At 50.6% G+C, this 18,703-nt stretch carries 18 protein-coding genes and 1 tRNA gene; 2 read left to right on the plus strand and 17 right to left on the minus strand.

All coding sequences use genetic code 11. From position 1 onward, the window contains the following. The first annotated feature begins 140 nt into the window (after positions 1 to 140). A tRNA-Arg gene (locus tag EBB54_RS14030) sits at positions 141 to 212 on the plus strand. Between the two features lie 214 nt (positions 213 to 426). Here EBB54_RS14030 and EBB54_RS14035 read toward each other — a convergent pair. From EBB54_RS14035 to EBB54_RS30180, 14 genes are all read right to left on the minus strand, one after another. Then, the gene (locus EBB54_RS14035; protein WP_125130807.1) at positions 427 to 1,320 is read right to left on the minus strand and encodes a deoxyribonuclease IV; all 894 of its coding nucleotides are present in this window, start codon (positions 1,318 to 1,320) and stop codon (positions 427 to 429) included. A gap of 306 nt (positions 1,321 to 1,626) precedes the next feature. Continuing rightward, entirely contained in the window at positions 1,627 to 2,184 is a 558-nt protein-coding gene (gene efp, locus EBB54_RS14040) for an elongation factor P (protein ID WP_004070349.1), read from the minus strand. 99 nt (positions 2,185 to 2,283) lie between these two features. Beyond that, positions 2,284 to 2,796 (minus strand): YqeG family HAD IIIA-type phosphatase, encoded by a 513-nt coding sequence (locus EBB54_RS14045; protein ID WP_125127870.1) that lies wholly within the window; start codon positions 2,794 to 2,796, stop codon positions 2,284 to 2,286. Between the two features lie 113 nt (positions 2,797 to 2,909). Then, a complete protein-coding gene (locus EBB54_RS14050; protein WP_125127871.1) occupies positions 2,910 to 3,677 on the minus strand; it encodes a shikimate kinase in 768 nt (255 codons plus the stop codon). Between the two features lie 7 nt (positions 3,678 to 3,684). Next, positions 3,685 to 4,515 (minus strand): peptidoglycan recognition protein family protein, encoded by an 831-nt coding sequence (locus EBB54_RS14055; protein WP_125127872.1) that lies wholly within the window; start codon positions 4,513 to 4,515, stop codon positions 3,685 to 3,687. 135 nt (positions 4,516 to 4,650) lie between these two features. Next, complete coding sequence (guaB, locus tag EBB54_RS14060) at positions 4,651 to 6,105, minus strand: IMP dehydrogenase (protein ID WP_044989950.1); 1,455 nt, start codon at positions 6,103 to 6,105, stop codon at positions 4,651 to 4,653. Between the two features lie 273 nt (positions 6,106 to 6,378). Further along, on the minus strand, positions 6,379 to 8,004 hold the full coding sequence (groL, locus tag EBB54_RS14065; RefSeq protein ID WP_004070354.1) for a chaperonin GroEL: 1,626 nt from the start codon (positions 8,002 to 8,004) through the stop codon (positions 6,379 to 6,381). Positions 8,005 to 8,030: 26 nt separating this feature from the next. Continuing rightward, complete coding sequence (locus tag EBB54_RS14070; RefSeq protein WP_004070355.1) at positions 8,031 to 8,318, minus strand: co-chaperone GroES; 288 nt, start codon at positions 8,316 to 8,318, stop codon at positions 8,031 to 8,033. Between the two features lie 118 nt (positions 8,319 to 8,436). Beyond that, a complete protein-coding gene (locus EBB54_RS14075) occupies positions 8,437 to 8,754 on the minus strand; it encodes a hypothetical protein (RefSeq protein WP_004070356.1) in 318 nt (105 codons plus the stop codon). 108 nt (positions 8,755 to 8,862) lie between these two features. Next, a complete protein-coding gene (gene codY, locus EBB54_RS14080) occupies positions 8,863 to 9,642 on the minus strand; it encodes a GTP-sensing pleiotropic transcriptional regulator CodY (protein ID WP_125127873.1) in 780 nt (259 codons plus the stop codon). A 291-nt stretch (positions 9,643 to 9,933) separates the two neighbouring features. Then, positions 9,934 to 12,009 carry a type I DNA topoisomerase gene (gene topA, locus EBB54_RS14085; RefSeq protein WP_125127874.1) on the minus strand — a complete coding sequence of 692 codons (2,076 nt, stop codon included), beginning with the start codon at positions 12,007 to 12,009 and terminating at the stop codon, positions 9,934 to 9,936. Positions 12,010 to 12,144: 135 nt separating this feature from the next. After that, positions 12,145 to 13,224, minus strand: a complete 1,080-nt coding sequence (gene dprA / locus EBB54_RS14090) for a DNA-processing protein DprA (RefSeq protein ID WP_125127875.1) — start codon at positions 13,222 to 13,224, stop codon at positions 12,145 to 12,147. Position 13,225: 1 nt separating this feature from the next. Continuing rightward, on the minus strand, positions 13,226 to 14,758 hold the full coding sequence (locus EBB54_RS14095) for a YifB family Mg chelatase-like AAA ATPase (RefSeq protein WP_125127876.1): 1,533 nt from the start codon (positions 14,756 to 14,758) through the stop codon (positions 13,226 to 13,228). 60 nt (positions 14,759 to 14,818) lie between these two features. Beyond that, a complete protein-coding gene (locus tag EBB54_RS30180) occupies positions 14,819 to 14,992 on the minus strand; it encodes a hypothetical protein (RefSeq protein WP_154677793.1) in 174 nt (57 codons plus the stop codon). A 102-nt stretch (positions 14,993 to 15,094) separates the two neighbouring features. Here EBB54_RS30180 and sigK point away from each other — a divergent pair, with 102 nt between their 5' ends. Beyond that, the gene (sigK, locus tag EBB54_RS14105; RefSeq protein ID WP_004070362.1) at positions 15,095 to 15,718 is read left to right on the plus strand and encodes an RNA polymerase sporulation sigma factor SigK; all 624 of its coding nucleotides are present in this window, start codon (positions 15,095 to 15,097) and stop codon (positions 15,716 to 15,718) included. A 178-nt stretch (positions 15,719 to 15,896) separates the two neighbouring features. On the opposite strand, the gene EBB54_RS14110 is transcribed toward sigK, so the two are convergent. From EBB54_RS14110 to EBB54_RS14120, 3 genes are all read right to left on the minus strand, one after another. Then, a complete protein-coding gene (locus EBB54_RS14110; protein ID WP_125127878.1) occupies positions 15,897 to 16,433 on the minus strand; it encodes a GNAT family N-acetyltransferase in 537 nt (178 codons plus the stop codon). Between the two features lie 102 nt (positions 16,434 to 16,535). Next, on the minus strand, positions 16,536 to 17,444 hold the full coding sequence (locus EBB54_RS14115) for an RpnC/YadD family protein (RefSeq protein WP_243127669.1): 909 nt from the start codon (positions 17,442 to 17,444) through the stop codon (positions 16,536 to 16,538). Between the two features lie 170 nt (positions 17,445 to 17,614). Next, positions 17,615 to 18,688 carry a CPBP family intramembrane glutamic endopeptidase gene (locus EBB54_RS14120; RefSeq protein ID WP_125127880.1) on the minus strand — a complete coding sequence of 358 codons (1,074 nt, stop codon included), beginning with the start codon at positions 18,686 to 18,688 and terminating at the stop codon, positions 17,615 to 17,617. Positions 18,689 to 18,703: the final 15 nt, after the last annotated feature.

Here is an 18,703-nt window from a genome sequence, read left to right on the forward strand (position 1 = left end):
ATCGTTACTGTGAATAGTAACTAAAAATCTTTTCAAAATCTTTTATTCGGAAAATTTGTTCTTTACTTTTTCCAAAATATGTGTTAACATAATGAGTGCATTCCAGAGAGATGCTTCCTTTTCTGGAATGCACATAATACACGTCTGTAGCTCAGTGGATAGAGCACTGCCCTCCGGAGGCAGGTGCGGCGGTTCGATCCCGCCCAGACGTGCTTTTTTTATGCCTGTACGGTTGCAATCCGAAGCCGCATTTTTATGCAATTTATTGCAATAAAAATGCGGCTTCGGATTAGCAACCTACCTCATTAATGAATAAAATGTGACTGCGTTAGCAGGCACAAAAGTGCGAAGCACGGATTTTATGAATGAGGTGGGTTGGATGCTCAAAGAGCATCCAACCGTACAGGTGGAAAATTTCCCGCCGGATTACGGCCGGATCTTCTCCTCCAGCTCTGGATCAAATTCCCCTTTCCGCAGCATTTCAATCTCGTATTTATAAGGCGCATAAGATTTCTTCTTATTTTCCGGATCTGGAATATAAGGCGTCTCCAGGATTTTCGGAACCGCTTCAAAATCCGGATGGTGCACGATGCGATTGAGCGCTTCAAATCCGATCTCCCCGAATCCGATATTTGCATGACGGTCTTTTGCGGCGCCGGGTACATTTTTGCTGTCATTGATATGAAATACGGCAATCTGGTCTTTTCCAAGTATCCGGTCAAATTCGCGGATTACATCGTCAAAGTGATGGATGATATCATATCCGCTGTCGCTGGTGTGGCAGGTGTCAAAGCAGACCCGCAGCTTCTCATTGTATACCACCCCGTCATAGATACGAGCCAGCTCCTCAAATGTGCGCCCCACCTCGGAGCCCTTTCCGGCCATAGTCTCCAGCGCAATGCAGCAGTCAACATCCCTGGTTAGCACCTCGTTCAGCCCTTTCACGATCTGGGCGATCCCTTTATCCGCGCCTTCTCCCACATGAGCCCCGGGATGCAGGATCAGCACATGGCTTCTGCAGGCGATTGTCCGCTGGATTTCCTTTTCCAGAAATTCCACACCCAGTTGAAAGGTCTCCGGCTTTACGGAGTTGCCCAGATTGATGATATAGGGGGCATGGACAATGATCTCTTCAATCCCGCGTTCCCGCATGTACTCCCAGGCCGGTTCAATATTCAGCTCTTCCAGCCCCTTTCTGCGGGTATTCTGGGGCGCGCCGGTGTAAAACATAAATGTATTCGCCTGATAAGATACCGCTTCCTTCGCAGAGCCAAGCAGCATCTCCCTGCCGCTCATTCCTACATGTGAACCTATTTTCAGCATAGTTTCAATTCCTTTCTCTCCCTTAAATTCTTTCAAATTCTCCCCACATGTACAGCATCCCTCAAGAGCAGAGAATCATATCTGATCCCTCTGATCTTCTGGTGTTAACACGTGCGTCATGAAAATAAAAACAATAAAAGCAGGACACCCCATCCTTACCAATGAAATATCCTGCTTCTTTATAACTGTTCCTATGCACAGTCCTTTCACTCACATGCGTAAAAAACAGCCAGCAAAGCTGTCTTGCCAATGCTGCGCATCTTGACTTTTTGCTTATGCGGGTGAAGTGATTGATTTCTGCCCTTATACTCTCGACAGATACTCCCCTGTACGCGTATCGATCTTCAATACATCTCCGGTCTCTACAAACAGCGGCACCATAACCGTCGCCCCCGTCTCTACCGTAGCCGGCTTTGTCGCGCCCTGTGCGGTATCGCCCTTGAAGCCCGGCTCTGTTTCTGTGATCGCCAGTTCTACAAAAAGAGGCGGCTCTACAGAAAATACATTTCCGTTGTGGGAGCAGATCTTCACGCTCTCGTTCTCTTTTACGAACTTCAGAGCATCCCCTACCACCTCGGAATTCAAAGCGATCTGGTCATATGTCTCAACATCCATGAAGTTGTATAAGTCCCCATCCTGATACAGGTACTGCATCTCTTTCCTGTCGATATGAGCTTTCGGGAACTTCTCGGTGGGACGGAAGGTCTTCTCTACCACACCGCCGCTGATGATATTTTTCAGCTTTGTTCTGACAAACGCTGCACCTTTACCCGGCTTTACATGCTGAAATTCCAAAATCTGGTAAATATTTCCGTCAATCTCGACGGTAACGCCATTCTTAAATTCTCCTGCTGCGATCATATATAATCCTCCTTGCATCTACTCAGTTTCATTCATCGCAATTCAAAATCCTCGCTGGGTTACATTTTATAATAATTTCCAGCTTTTTTCAACCTTTTTTTATCTTCCCCGGGTCTTTCTTTGCTTTCTTTTGTAAAAATACAGCACGATCCGTTCCAGATAACGCTTCAGAACGATCTGGATCTCCTCCTTGGGATACATGGGCCTGACCAGAATATTGCGGATTCCGGTCCGTTTTGCCCCCCACACGTCGGTAAACAGCTGATCCCCCACAAAGACCGTATTGCTCCGGTCCGTTTCCATCAGCTCCATGGCGCGGATGTAACTCGTCCGGGCCGGCTTATGGGCGTTGAAAATGTAATTCGTCCCGATCTCTTCGTTGAACATCCTGACCCTGGGCTCCTGGTTGTTGGAGATCAGGCAGGATGCGAAGCCGATCGTTGTCAGCCTGGCAAACAGCTCCTTCGCCCGTGTATCCGCGGGCGCGCCGTGGGGAACCAGGGTATTGTCGATATCAAAGATCACCCCCCGGTATCCCTCTTCATATAATTTTTCAAAAGGAATGATATAAGTGGAAGCCACATATTCATCCGGAAAGAACATATCAAACATGTCCCTGTCTCCTTTCCTGCACAGCTCACGCCCGGCGGCTGAAATCTCTTTCTCCGGCAGCGGCAAAAATCAGCCCGGCGGACAAACGTTCTCCCCTGGCCGCATCCCGGCCTCTACAGCTTCGCGATCAGTTCCTCGCAGATCTGGAGCACGGTCTTGCCGTCCGTGTAGATCACGATATCCGCCGCCTTTTCGTATTTTTCCCGGCGCTTTTCCATCAGCTCCGTAATAAATTCTATATTGTTATTTCCATTCAGGATCGGCCGGTCGGTGCTGTCCTTCACACGCTCATAGATGGTCTGCGGACTCGCGGTCAGAAGCACCACGCGCCCGTTCTTCTTCATCTCCGCCACGTTCTCCTCCCGGAGCGCGGCGCCGCCTCCGCAGGAGATCACCGCCTGCTTCCGAAGCTGCATCTCTTTGAGAAGATTGGTTTCCCTGTTGCGGAAATACTCTTCTCCGTAGGTCGCAAAGATATCCGGGATGCTCATGCCTTCCCGCTCTGCGATCACCTGATCCATCTCCACCACATCCATGGCGAACACGGTGCTCAGATATTCGGAAACCGTAGATTTTCCCGCCCCCATAAAGCCGATCAGAACGATATTATAGTCAAACAGATGCCTTGCCTGAATCCGTTTGCTGTTCCTGACAATCTCTGAAAAGACATTCTCGATCTCCTGCTCATACCGATAGCCTTTGAGCTTATCCTGCCTTCTCCTCTCCTGCTTCTCTTCCTGGACAGGCTGCAGGAGCGGCATGCCGTACTCCTGCTTATAGGCCATGATCTTTTCTATGATAGAATTGCGCTCCTCCAGAATATCAATGATCCGGTCATCGCACATAGCAAGCTGTTCCCGGTACATCTCCAAATCATTCATGCTGCTTCTACTCTCCCTTGTCTGCTTTGTTTTTCAATGCCGCATCCACATCCGCCTTAAAAAGCTTCCATGCGTCTTCATTTTCCACGAAATATTTCGGACAGTTCTTTTCCGTCACGTCATAATGCCGGATGACCGCATCCGCATCCAGATTATATTTTGCACACAGAAACGCCGTCAGCCGAACCATGGAAATATACGTCTCCTGGTTGAACTTCCCGGTGCTGTCTGGATGGCAGCATTCAATGGAAACCGTATCGTGGTTCCGCTCATTGGATGCGTATGCCACCTCCTGCGTGGGAATGCACTGTACAATCTCACCGTCTAATCCTACGATAAAATGGCTGCTCACAGACGCTCCGTGCCCGTCCTGCAGGCTGTTGAAGTAATCCCGGTTCTGCTGCGCCGTACTCCCCGGATTGGCCGTATAATGGATCACCACCCCGGAAACCGAATCCACTTCTATCCCCGGCCTGGAATAATCATTCACGTCCAGAAGCTGGACACTGATCTCCGGCTCTGACGCATCCAGCTCCAGGCCGCTGGTCTCCACCTCCTCGGCAGAACAGCGGGTGAGCAAAAACATCACCAGCATCGTCAGCAGCACTCCGACGGCCATTCCGGTCAGAAAGCTTTTCGGCTCCAGCTTTACGCTGATCTCCAGCCTGCGTGCCGTCTTCTTCCTCCGCTTTGTTTTCTTCCGTTTTCCGCTGCGCCTCACCGTCTTTTGCGCGCTCTTCGGCAGCGCACTGCCTGATCCTGTCTGTTTCAGGTCCGTACTTCTCAGGTCTATGCTTTTCTGCTCAATTCCTTTCTGTTCCGTACTCTCCTGTTCCATGTTTTCTGCTCCGTGTATTTTTCACCTGCAGGGCTGCAATCCGGCCGGATGTCTGCATGCGGTTCGCTGCAGAGCAAACGGGCGGACGGTTTTAAAATCCCCCGGCCGTACAGGCTGCATCTTTTCGATGGTTTTTTATTCGTCCACGCTGTAGTTGGGCGCTTCCTTCGTAATATGGATGTCATGTGGGTGGCTCTCCTTGAGAGATGCCGCAGAGATCTTCACAAACTGTCCGTTCTGCTTAAGCTCTTCAATGGTCGCCGTGCCGCAGTATCCCATACCGGACCGCAGTCCGCCCATGAGCTGGAATACCGTGTCCTCCACGGTTCCTTTATATGCCACGCGTCCTTCCACACCTTCCGGAACCAGCTTCTTCGCGTTCTCCTGGAAATAACGGTCCTTGCTGCCATTCTCCATAGCCGCGATAGAGCCCATCCCGCGGTATACTTTATACTTTCTTCCCTGATACAGTTCAAATGTTCCCGGGCTTTCGTCACATCCCGCAAAAATACTTCCCATCATACATACATTGGCCCCGGCTGCAATGGCTTTTGTCATGTCTCCGGAGTACTTAATGCCGCCGTCCGCAATGATCGGGATTCCGTATTCCTTTGCCGCCTCATAGCAGTCCATCACTGCCGTAATCTGCGGAACGCCGATTCCCGCCACCACACGCGTGGTACAGATGGAACCAGGCCCGATGCCAACCTTGACCGCGTCCACGCCGGCCTCAATCAATGCCTTTGCCGCCGCCCCTGTGGCAACATTTCCCGCAATAACCTGGAGCTCCGGAAAATGCTCCTTCACCATGCGGACCGTCTGCAGCACATTGCCGGAATGTCCGTGTGCGGAATCCAGAACAATGACATCCACCTTAGCCTCCACAAGGGCTTCCACACGTTCCAGACAATTGGCCGTGATGCCGATCGCCGCGCCGCAGAGCAGACGCCCCTGGGCATCCTTCGCGGAAGACGGATACTTGATCTGCTTCTCAATATCCTTGATGGTGATCAGCCCCTTCAGATTGCCGTACTCGTCCACAATGGGGAGCTTTTCCTTCCTCGCCCTTGCAAGGATCTGCTTCGCCTCTTCCAGTGTGATCCCCTCCCGGGCTGTGATAAGTCCCTCGGAGGTCATGCTTTCTTTGATTTTCTTGGAGAAATCTGTTTCGAATTTTAAATCGCGGTTTGTGATGATCCCGACCAGCTTCCTGCCTTCTGTTACCGGGACGCCGGATATACGGAACTTTGCCATCAGATCATTGGCATCCTTCAATGTATGCTCCGGTGAGAGATAAAACGGATCTGTGATGACCCCGTTTTCAGACCTTTTTACCTTGTCCACTTCCTCTGCCTGCTGCTCTATAGACATGTTCTTGTGTATGATACCGATTCCGCCCTGACGTGCCATCGCGATGGCCATCCGGTATTCGGTTACCGTGTCCATCCCTGCACTCATCATCGGAATATTCAGCTTAATGTTCTTTGTCAGATGTGTAGACAAATTTACCTGGTTCGGAATGACTTCCGAATATGCGGGTACCAACAGCACATCATCAAATGTAATACCTTCTCCAATAATTCTGCCCATGACTTTACCTTCCTCTCCTTTTGTATTGGGGAACTCCCGAAACATTTGAAACTTTTCCTATGAAACTTTTCCTATGTAGGATTCTCCTGCCGAAAACTCCCGGCAATGAAAGCGGATTTTCGGCACTCGAATCATAGGTATTTTATCTGATATGGTACAAAAATTCCGGTGGCTTGTCAAGTGCTTTTAGAAAGAAAAAAAGAGTTCCGCAGCAGACTGCGAAACTCCTTTGATTTCTGTTCCAAACAGATACTTCTATTTTCTTAAGGCAGATTACATCATGCCCATTCCGCCTGCGCCGCCTGCCGGCATTGCCGGGGTGTCTTCCTTGATCGTAGCGACAACGGATTCTGTTGTCAGCAGTGTGGAAGCAACGCTGGTTGCGTTCTGCAGAGCGCTTCTGGTCACCTTTGCAGGGTCTAAGATGCCTTCTTTTACCATGTCCACATACTCTTCCTTGTATGCATCGAAGCCGACGCCGACCTCGGACTCTCTTACCTTGTTCACGATGACAGAGCCTTCCAGTCCTGCATTGGATACGATGTGGTACAGCGGGGATTCCAGAGCCTTCAGGATGATCTTCGCTCCGGTCTTCTCGTCTCCGTCCATCTCCTCTGCAAGCTTCTCAACCTGCTTTGCAGCATGGATATATGCGGAACCGCCGCCTGCGATGATCCCTTCTTCTACGGCTGCCCTTGTGGCGTTCAGCGCGTCTTCCATACGAAGCTTTGCTTCCTTCATCTCGGTCTCGGTTGCAGCGCCTACACGGATCACTGCCACGCCGCCTGCCAGCTTCGCAAGTCTCTCCTGCAGCTTCTCTTTATCAAAATCAGAAGTGGTCTCTTCGATACCCTTCTTGATCTGAGCCACTCTGTCGGCAATCGCCTGCTTGTCGCCAGAGCCATCTACGATTACGGTATTTTCCTTCTGTACCTTGACGGACTTCGCACGTCCGAGCTGATCCATGGTGGTATCCTTCAGATCCAGGCCAAGCTCTTCGGAGATCACCTGTCCGCCTGTCAGGATCGCGATATCCTGCAGCATCTCTTTTCTTCTGTCGCCGTATCCCGGAGCCTTTACGGCTACTACATTGAAGGTTCCGCGCAGCTTGTTCACGATCAGAGTGGTCAGCGCCTCTCCCTCGATATCCTCTGCGATGATCAGAAGTCTTGCGCCAGACTGTACCACCTGCTCCAGAAGCGGAAGGATATCCTGGATATTGGAAATCTTCTTATCTGTGATGAGGATGTACGGATCTTCCAGAACCGCTTCCATCTTCTCCATATCTGTCGCCATATATGCGGAGATGTAGCCTCTGTCAAACTGCATACCTTCTACCAGATCCAGCTCTGTCAGCATGGTCTTGGATTCTTCGATGGTGATAACGCCGTCGTTGGAAACCTTCTCCATAGCGTCCGCTACCATGGTTCCCACTTCCTCGTCTCCTGAGGAAACTGCGGCAACTCTCGCGATCTGCTCTTTTCCGGTTACCTTGCTGCTCATCTCTGCGATTGCTTCCACAGCCTTGTCTGTAGCTTTCTTCATACCCTTACGGAGCACGATCGGGTTCGCGCCTGCCGCCAGATTCTTCATGCCTTCATTTACCATCGCCTGTGCAAGTACGGTTGCGGTTGTGGTTCCGTCGCCGGCTACGTCGTTGGTCTTAGAAGCCACTTCACGGATGAGCTGTGCTCCCATGTTCTCAAATCCGTCTTCCAGTTCGATCTCTTTTGCGATGGTCACGCCGTCGTTTGTGATCAGCGGAGCGCCGAAAGACTTATCCAGTACTACGTTCCTTCCCTTCGGTCCCAATGTCACGCTTACGGTATCCGCAAGCTGGTTCACACCTTTTTCCAATGCCGCTCTTGCTTCTGCGCCAAATTTGATTTCCTTTGCCATTTTTTATTCACCTCATCTATTATTTTTTACGCTTCCACGATTGCCAGAATGTCATTCTGCTTCACGATAATGAACTTCTCGTCATCCAGCTCTACGTCTGTTCCCGCATACTTGGAGTAGATTACCCTGTCTCCTGCCTTAACCTGCATCGTCACTTCTTTTCCATCTATGATTCCGCCTGGTCCGACTGCAATGACTTCTGCTTCCTGGGGCTTCTCCTTTGCCTGTCCCGGAAGAACGATACCGGACTTTGTTGTCTCTTCTGCTTCTAACTGTTTTAATACAATTTTGTCACCTAATGGCACTAACTTCATTGTAATTCCTCCTTCAAACATTTTCTTTGTTAGCACTCATTACTTTCGAGTGCTAACCCATGAATATAAAATAGCACTACGCCGACGATTTGTCAACAATGTTTCCAAATTTTTATAATTAGTTTATAAACCTTTTTTCCGAAACACTGTAAAATCCGTTTTCAATCCGGAACGTGATCATGTTTCCGGATTCTGAACGATAGCGCTCCTTCACCACCCCGGTGCAGTACAGAAGCTCCTTTTTGGTGGAAATATAGCACTGGTACTTGGCATCCAGGGAAATGGCCGTCAGGTCCTCCTCCGTTAACTCTAAGTATATGTAATCTTCCTCCATGTCATACCTGTAAACCTTACACTTGTGCGTCGTATCATCCAGTACCACGTCTGCGGATATGGTCTTTGCCATCCGCAAATCTACTGAATTGCCCTCGAACATTTTTCTTCCTCCTTTCTGATATGCCTGCCCGTGAAAAAAAAGGATATCAGTATTCTGACATCCCCTCTTCCTCTCAGGAACTGTCTTAACATAACCTGCGGCAGCTCCTTACATCCGCTCCTTCTTGATCTTTTCCAGTTCCGTAAATACATATTCGTTGAGAACCTTGATGTATGTACCCTTCATCCCCGAAGAGCGGGATTCGATCACCCCCGCGCTTTCGAACTTCCGCAGGGCGTTGACTATGACGGAACGGGTGATGCCCACCCTGTCCGCGATCTTGCTGGCCACCAGGATTCCTTCAGTATCCCCCAGCTCGTCAAAAATGTGGAGGATCGCCTCCAGTTCCGAGAAGGACAGTGTGCCGATGGCGGACTGGACAATGTGCTCCTTCCTGGATTCCTCCGCGCTTTCCTCGTTCACGGAACGGAGCATCTCAAGCCCCACCACGGCCGTTCCATATTCGCTCAAAATAATATCGTCAATCTCATAGAGGGCGTCCTGCTTATATACAAACAGCGTGCCCAGACGCTCCCCAGCGATATCGATGGGGGTAATGATGGCCTGGTAGCCCTTGACGGTCTCCGGGGAAAAGCCGAGCGTCTCCAGGTTGACATTCTCCTTTGTGGAGAGGATGCTTAAGAGACGCTCGTTGAGCATCTCGTCAATATGCGCCCCCACGGACTCTGCGATCAGCTCCTCAATGCCCTTGATCCTGGTGGATCTGCTGACTCCGAGAATCTTGCCCTTTTTGCTGACCACCAGGACATTGGAATCCAGGATCTCCGTCATCACAGCGCAGATATCGTTAAACACGACCTTGCTGGAATTGTTATTATGAAGCAGTTTGTTGATTTTTCTTGTTTTATCCAATAATTGTACACTCATCAGCTTCCTCCACCTTTTGTCAAAGACCGTATTCTGCCGTCCGCAAAAAAACGTGATACGCTGCGGTCCGAACAGCAGCTTATAACGAAAATCTCTTTTGCGGCGGATAATTGTATACACAACTCACTACATTTACCAGATAAAACCATGTTATCATACAATTTTCGAAATATCAATTAAAATGTTAATATATTTCACAGAAAATCTCAAATATTGTTACTGTTCGCACGATGCCGTGCAGCAAGTACACGACACCGTGTGAACAACATTCCTGATTTTTCCAAAAGCAACCTAATCTTCCTGCTTTTTATTTCTCACATAGCCGCACTTCTCGTCCGCGCAGACCAGCTTGTTTCCTTTTTCTACCATATATCCGCCGCAGTCCGGACATTTTTCTGCAGAGGGCTTCTGCCAGGACATAAAGTCGCATTCCGGATTGTCCTCGCAGCCGTAATATTTTCTGCCTTTTTTCGTCTTGCGGATGACGATCTCTTTTCCGCAGACCGGACAGGGCACCCCAATCTTCTCCAGATAGGGCTTGGTATTGCGGCATTCCGGGAAGCCCGGGCAGGCAAGGAACCTGCCGTGGGGGCCGTATTTGATCACCATGTTGCGGCCGCATTCCTCACAGACTACATCTGTCACTTCGTCCTCAATGGTCACGCTCTCCTGTTCCTTCTCCGCAACCTGGACGGCTTCATCCAGATCCGGATAAAAGTTGCGGATGACTTCCTTCCAGGGCACCCGGCCTTCTTCCACCATATCCAGAAGTCCTTCCATGTTGGCTGTAAAATGAATATCCACAATGCTCGGGAAGGACTGCTTCATAATATTGTTGACCACCTCCCCGATCTCGGTCAGGTAGAGGTTCTTTCCTTCTTTGGTGATGTACCGCCTTCCCAGGATCGTGCTGATGGTGGGTGCATAGGTACTTGGCCGGCCGATCCCCTGCTCCTCCAGCGCCTTCACCAGCGTGGCCTCCGTATAGTGGGCCGGCGGCTGTGTGAAATGCTGCTTGGTCTCAAAATCCTGCCTGGTCAGCACGGAATCCTTCTGAAGGCTGCCTACCAGCACGTTGCTTTCTTCCTTCTCCTCGTCCGCTTCCATATATACGGAGCGGAAGCCTTCGAAGGCCACCCTGGACGCGGAGATCGTAAAAACATATTGTCCCGCCCCGATCCGAACCGAGGTAGTCTCGAACCTTGCCGGCTGCATCCGGCTTGCCGTAAAACGCTTCCAGATGAGCTGATACAGGCGGAACTGGTCTCTGGAAAGAGAATCCTTCAAGGCTGCCGGCGTCCGGGTGATATCGGAGGGACGGATGGCCTCATGCGCATCCTGGATCTTCTTCTCCGTCTGCTTGGCCGCAGTGCCGGATGCGGCATATTCTTCCCCGTAAGTCCCGGCGATGTACTCCCTTGCAGCCGCGTCCGCCTCCTCGGAAATCCGGGTGGAATCGGTACGCAGGTAGGTGATAACGCCGACGGTGCCGTTTCCTTTGATATCGACGCCTTCATAAAGCTGCTGGGCGATCCGCATGGTCTTCTGGGTACCGAAATTCAGCGCCTTCGCCGCTTCCTGCTGGAGGGTGCTGGTGGTGAAGGGCAGAGGGCTCTTCCGAATCCGCTCCCCTTTTTTGATATCCATGATATGGTACTGCTCCTGATCTACTTCCCTTAAGATCTGATCCAGCTCTTCTTTGGAATGGATCTCCATTTTCTGCTTCTGGGTCCCGTAAAACTTTGCCGTCAGCGGACGCTTTTCTCCCTTTACATGGAGGATGGCGTCTAAAGACCAGTATTCCTTTGGGATAAACGCGTCAATCTCTGCCTCCCGGTCCGCGATGATCCTCAGGGCCACGGACTGCACCCTTCCGGCGCTTAAGCCCCGCTTTACCTTTGCCCAGAGAAGGGGGCTGATCCGGTAGCCCACCATCCGGTCCAGAACCCGGCGCGCCTGCTGGGCGTCCACCAGATCCATGTTGATGTCCCTGGGCGCCTTGAGCGCAGACTTCACGGCATTTTTCGTAATCTCGTTAAATGTGATCCGACGCATCTTTTTCTCATCCAGCTTCAAGGCTGCGGACAGATGCCAGGAAATCGCTTCCCCCTCCCGGTCCGGGTCAGTTGCCAGATAGACCTTATCCGCCTTCTTGACTTCCTTGCGCAGGCCGGCAAGGATGTCCCCCTTTCCGCGGATGGTGATGTACTTCGGATCGTAGTCATGCTCCACGTCGATTCCCATCTGGCTCTTCGGAAGGTCACGGACATGTCCGTTGGAGGCCGCGACCGTATAATGATTGCCTAAAAATTTTTTGATTGTCTTCACCTTGGCAGGCGACTCCACAATCACAAGATAATGTGCCATGTAATCCTTACCTCTTTCCGATCCCCATCCGTGGCTGACGCCGCAGACGAGGGCTAGTAGTGTACCAGTACAGCAGATAATCAATAACCAGCCATATCACTTGTCTGAGGTTCCAGCCGCTTATTATTCGTTGTACTAGACTCTGATATAATAATTTTTTGAAATTTCTTTGATGTATCCTTTGATCTCCAGGGAAACCAGCGTTTCCAGTACTTCCTGAGCCGAAAGTCCGGACTCGTCCATGATCTGTCCGATATTTCTGGGATAAAGAACAACTGAACTATACACCATATTTTCCAGACTTTCAAGCATTTTTTTTGCTTCTGTCTTTTTTTCCTGTAAATTCCCGCCGGAAATCCCCAGCTCCTCTAAAAGCATCTCCGGAGAGATCAGGATACCCGCCCCCTGCCGGATGAGCTGATGGCATCCCATGCTCAGGCTGCTGTCCACAGGCCCCGGCAGTGCGTAGACGTCCCTTCCCTGATCCAGCGCCAGGTCCGCCGTGATCAGGGAGCCGCTTTTTTCCCGGGCTTCCATCACAAGCACCAGGTCCGACAGGCCGCTGATGATCCGGTTTCTCTTTGGAAAATGATACGGGCGGGGTTGGGTTCCCGGAGGAAGCTCCGAAATGATTCCTCCGCCCATCTCCAGGATATCGCCGTACAGGCCGATGTTTTCCCGCGGATAGCAGACATCCGCCCCGCTGCCCAGCACGGCAAAGGTCTTCCCCCGCCCCATAAGCGCCCCCCGCTGGCTGACGCCGTCGATGCCTCTGGCCAGGCCGCTGATGATCTGCACCCCGTGTCCGGAAAGAAATTCCGCAAATTCATAGGCATGTTTTTCTCCATAACGGCTGCAGCTTCTCGCCCCCACAACCGCAACACTCATGAGCCGCTCGTCGGGCAGATTTCCTTTGACATAAAGGGCATAAGGTTTGTCCGGGATGTCCGCCAGCTTTTTCGGATATTCCGGATCAAAGCAGGTGTAAAGGCGGATCTGTTTTTTCACAAGGCCGTCGTATTCCCCCTGCAGGTCCCATATTTTTTTCGCCTGACTCATTGTATTACGGTCTGTTTCATTTAAGAACTGAAACCTGTGCAAACTTGTTTCTTCTATATAATAAGCACCCTTTGCGGATTTCATGTACGCGTGCAGCATCATTTTTTTGCGGTCCGAAATGGAAAGCGCGGACAGCCAGTATTCATATTGATCCATGCTATCTCCCCCAATACTTTTTGTCCAGCGCGCGGTATCCCACCGCCTCTTTTAAATGCTTCTCCAGGATCTGCGCCTCACCTTCCAGATCTGCAATGGTACGGGCCACCTTCAGGATCTTGTGGTATGTCCTGGCAGTCAGTCCCAGCCTGGAAAATGCCTGTCTCATCAGTCCTTCCCCGGCCTCCCCCAGCTTACACCATTGTTCCATCTCCCGGACGCCCAGCATGGCGTTGGTCAGGATGTTCGTGCCCCGGTACCGATGGTTTTGAATCTCCCGGGCACGGCACACCCGCTCCCGGATCGCGGCAGAGGATTCTTCCTGCCTCCCTTTTTTCAGAGCTTCATATTCTACCCGGGGCGCTTCCACGCAGATGTCCATCCGGTCCAGGAAGGGCTGGCTTAATTTTCCCAGATAATGCTGGATCTGTCCGGGCGTGCAGGTGCATCGGTTCATATCCGGATAGCAGCCGCAGGGACAGGGATTCATGGCGGCCACAAGGGTAAAATTCGCCGGAAACAGGTAATTGCCCTGACTTCTGGTGATCCGCACCTGGTGGTCCTCCAGCGGCTGCCGCAGCACCTCCAGCACATTTTTCTGAAACTCCGGAAGCTCATCGAGAAACAGGACGCCTTCGTGTGCCAGGCTGATCTCCCCCGGAACCGGCACTTTTCCGCCTCCTGCAAGGGCGGCCTTGGTGGATGTGTGATGGACGCTCCGAAAAGGGCGCTCCCGGATCAGCGGCCGTTCGCTGTCCAGCAGTCCCAGGATGCTGTAGACCTTCGTGACTTCCATGCTTTCCTCCAGGGTCATGGGCGGAAATATGGTAGGAATCCGTTGAGCGGTCATGGATTTTCCGCTTCCGGGAGGGCCCACCAGGAGCAGATTGTGCCCTCCTGCAACCGCCACCTCCGCCGCCCGCTTCACCGCTCCCTGCCCGCAGATGTCCGCGTAGTCCAGGCCATGGGAGGGCTGCTCTGCGCGCTCCTGCACGGGATAGGGGGCCGGCGTGATGCACAGCGTTCCGCTCAGATATCCGCAGGCTTCCTCCAGGCTTTCCACGCCGATCACGTCAATCCCTTCGATCAGCGCCCCTTCCGCCGCATTTACACGGGGCACCATACAGGTACGTATCCCTGCTGCCCTTGCCTCTGCCAGGATCGGCAGGATGCCGGGTACTTTGCGGACCTTGCCGTCCAGGCTCAGTTCGCCTACGATCAGCATGGAACAAACCTTTGCAGAATCCAGCTTTCCAAGGGATAATAAAATCCCCACCGCAATGGGCAGGTCAAAAGCCGCTCCCCTTTTTTTCATAGTCGCCGGCGCTAAGTTGATGACCGTCTTTTTTGCCGGAAAATCCAGACCGGAATTTCTAATCGCCGTGCGCACCCGCTCGGCCGCTTCTTTCACCTCCGACGACAGATATCCCACCATCTGAAACCCCGGAAGGCCGTTGCTTACATCCGCCTCCACATGGACAAATTCCACTTTCATTCCATACATGGACGCAGACAATACTGTGCTGAAGCTCATTCACACACTTCCTTTCTTTTTTCATACCTATGAAAGCCCCTGCGACCAGGCATCTGCGGTTTACGGTTCTTTGCCTTTAAATACCGCCGGTTTGCGGGCCGAAATTCCCTTTAAGACGGAATGTCCCCACTGCTGATCGCTGTTTTCAGTTACCACAAGTTGATGAATCTTGACCGAAACGGCCGGATTGCTCAGCGCAGAAAGCGCTGCTTGATGTGTGTTATCATATCCCATCTGATGGTCGGTTGTCAACCTTTTTGTCCTTATTTTCGATGGAAAAGCACAAATTTCCACTTTTCCACATAAACTATATCAAATGTGCCAAGAGGTGTCGTCTTGAAATCATTTCCCAATCCCCTCACTCCTTCGGAAGAGAAATATTACATCCAGAAATATACGGAAGGAGACCTTCAGGCAAAACATATCTTGATCGAAAGGAATCTACGGCTCGTCGCACATGTGATCAAAAAATACCAGTACCTGGAAGAGGATCAGGAGGACCTGATCTCCATCGGAACCATCGGGCTGATCAAGGCCGTGGCCACCTTTAACGCGGAAAAAGGAAACCGCCTGGCGGCATATGCCTCCAAATGCATTGACAATGAGATCCTCATGTACCTCCGCTCCCGGAAAAAAACAAGCAGGGAGATCTCTCTGTATGAGCCCATCGGCACCGACCGGGAAGGGAACGAGATCAAGCTGTATGATATCATCGAAACGGAGGAGGAGGATGTGCCGGAACGGCTGTATTTGAAAGAGAATATTCAGAAGCTGTACGAGAAGGTGGAAAATGAACTCTCCCAGCGAGAAAAGCTGGTGTTGAAAATGCGGTACGGCCTGTACAACGGGGAAGAATATACCCAGAGGGAAATCGCCCGGCAGCTCGGGATCTCAAGGTCTTATGTGTCCAGGATTGAAAAAAGCGCAGTGGAAAAGCTGCGGATTTTTTTTCATACCTGAAAAATGACAGAAAAAAGAACCTGCCAGAAAACAGAGGGCATTTTTTTCACGCCCGCAGGCTGGCAGGAGGCATACACACAGCAAAAGAAGGCTGTATGGTATATGGAGCATATTATACAGTCCTCTCTCTTACATATTACATCCTTTAGCCGGCTGCTCCAGGCAATACGTGAAAGTCTCATCCGGCATCACATTCCCCGTCCTCTGACGGTTTCAGAGTCTTTTTGTAGGTCTCCAGTACATATAAGTTCCCATTTTGCTCATCTGTTTTCTGCTCTGAATGCCAGTAAACAAACCCGCAGGATAATGCCAGCGCCTTTGAAGGCAGATTTTTTGCGTATGCAGAATAATAAAATTCCTCCCCGCCCAGAGATGCGCAGTATTCCAGTAAAAGCTGCAGGATCTGTTTCCCATACCCTTTGCCGACATACTCCGGCCCCAGGGCAATGCCGGCCTCCTCATAGATATGCGGCCTCACTTCCTTTACGCCGGCAAAGCCGACAGCCTGCCCGCTGCTTTTCTCATAGACCAGCCAGGAATCCCGGGACTCCTGCCAGGTGATCGTCCTCTTGATCCGCTCTCTGGCCGCGTCCTCGTCAGGCGTCACCTTCCACTTCATATATTCCGCCGTCTCCGGCCTGGACCAGACATTGCGGTACATCGCCTTCCAGTCCTCATATTTTGCTTTCCCCAGTATAAGGTCTTTTGTCTCCATGTTAGTTATCCTGTCTCCTGATTCTTTTGTCCTGCAGGCACATAGGAAGCTCTGTTGACAGCGGATTTTTCAGGTTTCCCTTATTCAAAATCCGCTGTATGCCTACACAAGCTGTTTTCCATACCGCTCTAAATAGGCGGCCGCCGTTTCCAGGGACAAGCCGATCTTTTCCTGGAGCCGTCTCAAAATGTCGTCATCGTCCAGACCAAACTCCTGTCCCATTTCAATGATTTGCTCGGCTTTTCCTTCGACTTTTCCCTCGGTTTTTCCTTTACGGATCAGCTTTTCAGATTCCGTCTCAATAACTGTTCCGCCCATAATGTTCACCAGCCTTTCTTCGTTGTCATTGCCGTTTGTAATGTGGGTAATAATGGTATTCACAAATCCCATGAGATCTACGATCTCAGCATCTGATAATTCGCCGTTTTTATGCAGCCGGACCATCTCATTCCTGAAATATTCCAGATCTTCCGCTGCATTGTCTATATTTTTTTCAGAAGCAATCTCCTTCTCATACCTTGCAATGTAAAAGGGAATATAGGGAAACAGCCTCTTTTCCACAATATCCTCTTTTGTAAATTCCTCCAGAATCACATTGGCAGACTCATAGTCCACTTCCTGCCCGTCTGGAAACGTAAAGGTAATCGTGGTGGCTTTCGGTGTTTTTTCCGTCCTCTTAATATAGATTACGGAAAATCTCGGCATAGGTATGGTCGCATGGCCAATGTCCCATACCGCAAATTGTCTGGCAACGATAAATGCATATTCTGCAATCCGAATTGCCATAGAACCGTCATGATAGCTCTGGCATTCCAAAAGATAGATTTCATTTTCAATCTTTATTACAAAATCCGAAATCTGCTCCTCAATCTCCTTGCTTCCGTCTGTCGTCTCACTTTCGGTCAGATACCCTTCCGAGGGTAAAGTCTCCACTTTGACATCCATGGAATATTTCTTCCCGAATGTGTCGTTGATTACAGAAATGAAAAGCCGTTTGTGTTTGCTCTTCATAGTCTTAAAAACATTATCGTAATCAGGTGTTTTTTTCTGCATATTGTTTTGTCCTTTCGCCAATATCTTCCTGTTTATTTTCAAGGCAAGATATTGTTCCATTTTTATTATATCTTCAAATTCGTTTTCTGACAACAGGAAAGGAACAATCTATTTTTTTCTAAACCGTTCTACACAGCCATTCCCTTCGACTGCCCTGCATCAAGGCTGACACTCTCCTCTTTCTTCTCCCGGAACGGCTTCGCCAGTATAAACACCCCGTAGAGCACGCCGTTCAGCAAGAGGGCTGCCGGAATAGCCGCCCAGGAAACGCTCTGGTTCTGCAGTACATCCGCGCTGAACTGTCCGGATGTGACCAGGATCAGGTTATTATTCAGGAAATGCAGGATCACCGGCACCCAGATATTCTCTGTCTTCATATATGCATAGGCAAAGAAAATTCCCAGGCCCACACAGTTGATGATCTGGTTTGTGGTCATAATGAGTCCTTTATCCGGCGTCACGTAGAAAAAGAAATCCAGCGGCAGATGCCACAGTCCCCATACAACGCCCAGGATCAGGACTCCTTTTTTCAGCCCGAATTTTTTCTGGAGGATTGGCTGCAGGTAGTACCTCCATCCGTATTCCTCCCCGAAAAATGCGATGTATCCGAGCAGGAAATTCAGCGGCAGGATTCCCAGGAGCACCCATGCGTCCGCAGTTTTGAAAATGTCAAAGAAATAGGAAAGCCCGCCTATAGCCGCATAGGCAATCGCTGTCCGTAAAAAATACAGGCCCAGAAACAGAAAGATACAGGCAGCGGAAAGCTTCCAGTTTTTCCACCCCAGCCCATAAGCCGCCCGTTTCTTTTTCCCGGATATAAGCAAGAAAATCAGTCCCAGGATACATCCGGCTATCTGAATATAATTCACGGCTATCAGCCACGCTGACACGGTGCCTCCCGGCATTTCTGCCATCCGATCCGGCATCAGGACGGAAAGCACGGTACATACGATCATCAGGATGGTGACTGCGGTAAAGCTTCTGAAAAATGCCTTCGGCATCTCCGTGTCCTCCCTGCGGGTCAGGAGAAATGCAAGCATCACCCCCATCGCCGGATACATCATCTGCGCATTGGCAAACAGCGCCAAATCCACCTGTTTCATACTCCCATACCACATCAGGATTCCCAGCAGATAGGTAATCCCATAGGCGATTGCAACGAAAATCATAAGCTGTCGTTTTTCTGTTTTAGAAAACATCATCTAGCCCTCCCTTTT

It is taken from the genome of Schaedlerella arabinosiphila (assembly GCF_003885045.1).
Lineage (GTDB): Bacteria > Bacillota > Clostridia > Lachnospirales > Lachnospiraceae > Schaedlerella > Schaedlerella arabinosiphila.

Coding starts and splice junctions, on each gene's coding strand:
- efp (WP_004070349.1), bottom strand. CDS start 2,184: ATGATCGCAGCAGGAGAATTTAAGAATGGCGTTACCGTCGAGATTGAC.
- EBB54_RS14045 (WP_125127870.1), bottom strand. CDS start 2,796: ATGTTTGATATGTTCTTTCCGGATGAATATGTGGCTTCCACTTATATC.
- EBB54_RS14050 (WP_125127871.1), bottom strand. CDS start 3,677: ATGAATGATTTGGAGATGTACCGGGAACAGCTTGCTATGTGCGATGAC.
- EBB54_RS14055 (WP_125127872.1), bottom strand. CDS start 4,515: ATGGAACAGGAGAGTACGGAACAGAAAGGAATTGAGCAGAAAAGCATA.
- guaB (WP_044989950.1), bottom strand. CDS start 6,105: ATGGGCAGAATTATTGGAGAAGGTATTACATTTGATGATGTGCTGTTG.
- groL (WP_004070354.1), bottom strand. CDS start 8,004: ATGGCAAAGGAAATCAAATTTGGCGCAGAAGCAAGAGCGGCATTGGAA.
- EBB54_RS14070 (WP_004070355.1), bottom strand. CDS start 8,318: ATGAAGTTAGTGCCATTAGGTGACAAAATTGTATTAAAACAGTTAGAA.
- EBB54_RS14075 (WP_004070356.1), bottom strand. CDS start 8,754: ATGTTCGAGGGCAATTCAGTAGATTTGCGGATGGCAAAGACCATATCC.
- codY (WP_125127873.1), bottom strand. CDS start 9,642: ATGAGTGTACAATTATTGGATAAAACAAGAAAAATCAACAAACTGCTT.
- topA (WP_125127874.1), bottom strand. CDS start 12,009: ATGGCACATTATCTTGTGATTGTGGAGTCGCCTGCCAAGGTGAAGACA.
- dprA (WP_125127875.1), bottom strand. CDS start 13,224: ATGGATCAATATGAATACTGGCTGTCCGCGCTTTCCATTTCGGACCGC.
- EBB54_RS14095 (WP_125127876.1), bottom strand. CDS start 14,758: ATGAGCTTCAGCACAGTATTGTCTGCGTCCATGTATGGAATGAAAGTG.
- EBB54_RS30180 (WP_154677793.1), bottom strand. CDS start 14,992: ATGGGATATGATAACACACATCAAGCAGCGCTTTCTGCGCTGAGCAAT.
- EBB54_RS14110 (WP_125127878.1), bottom strand. CDS start 16,433: ATGGAGACAAAAGACCTTATACTGGGGAAAGCAAAATATGAGGACTGG.
- EBB54_RS14115 (WP_243127669.1), bottom strand. CDS start 17,444: ATGAAGAGCAAACACAAACGGCTTTTCATTTCTGTAATCAACGACACA.
- EBB54_RS14120 (WP_125127880.1), bottom strand. CDS start 18,688: ATGATGTTTTCTAAAACAGAAAAACGACAGCTTATGATTTTCGTTGCA.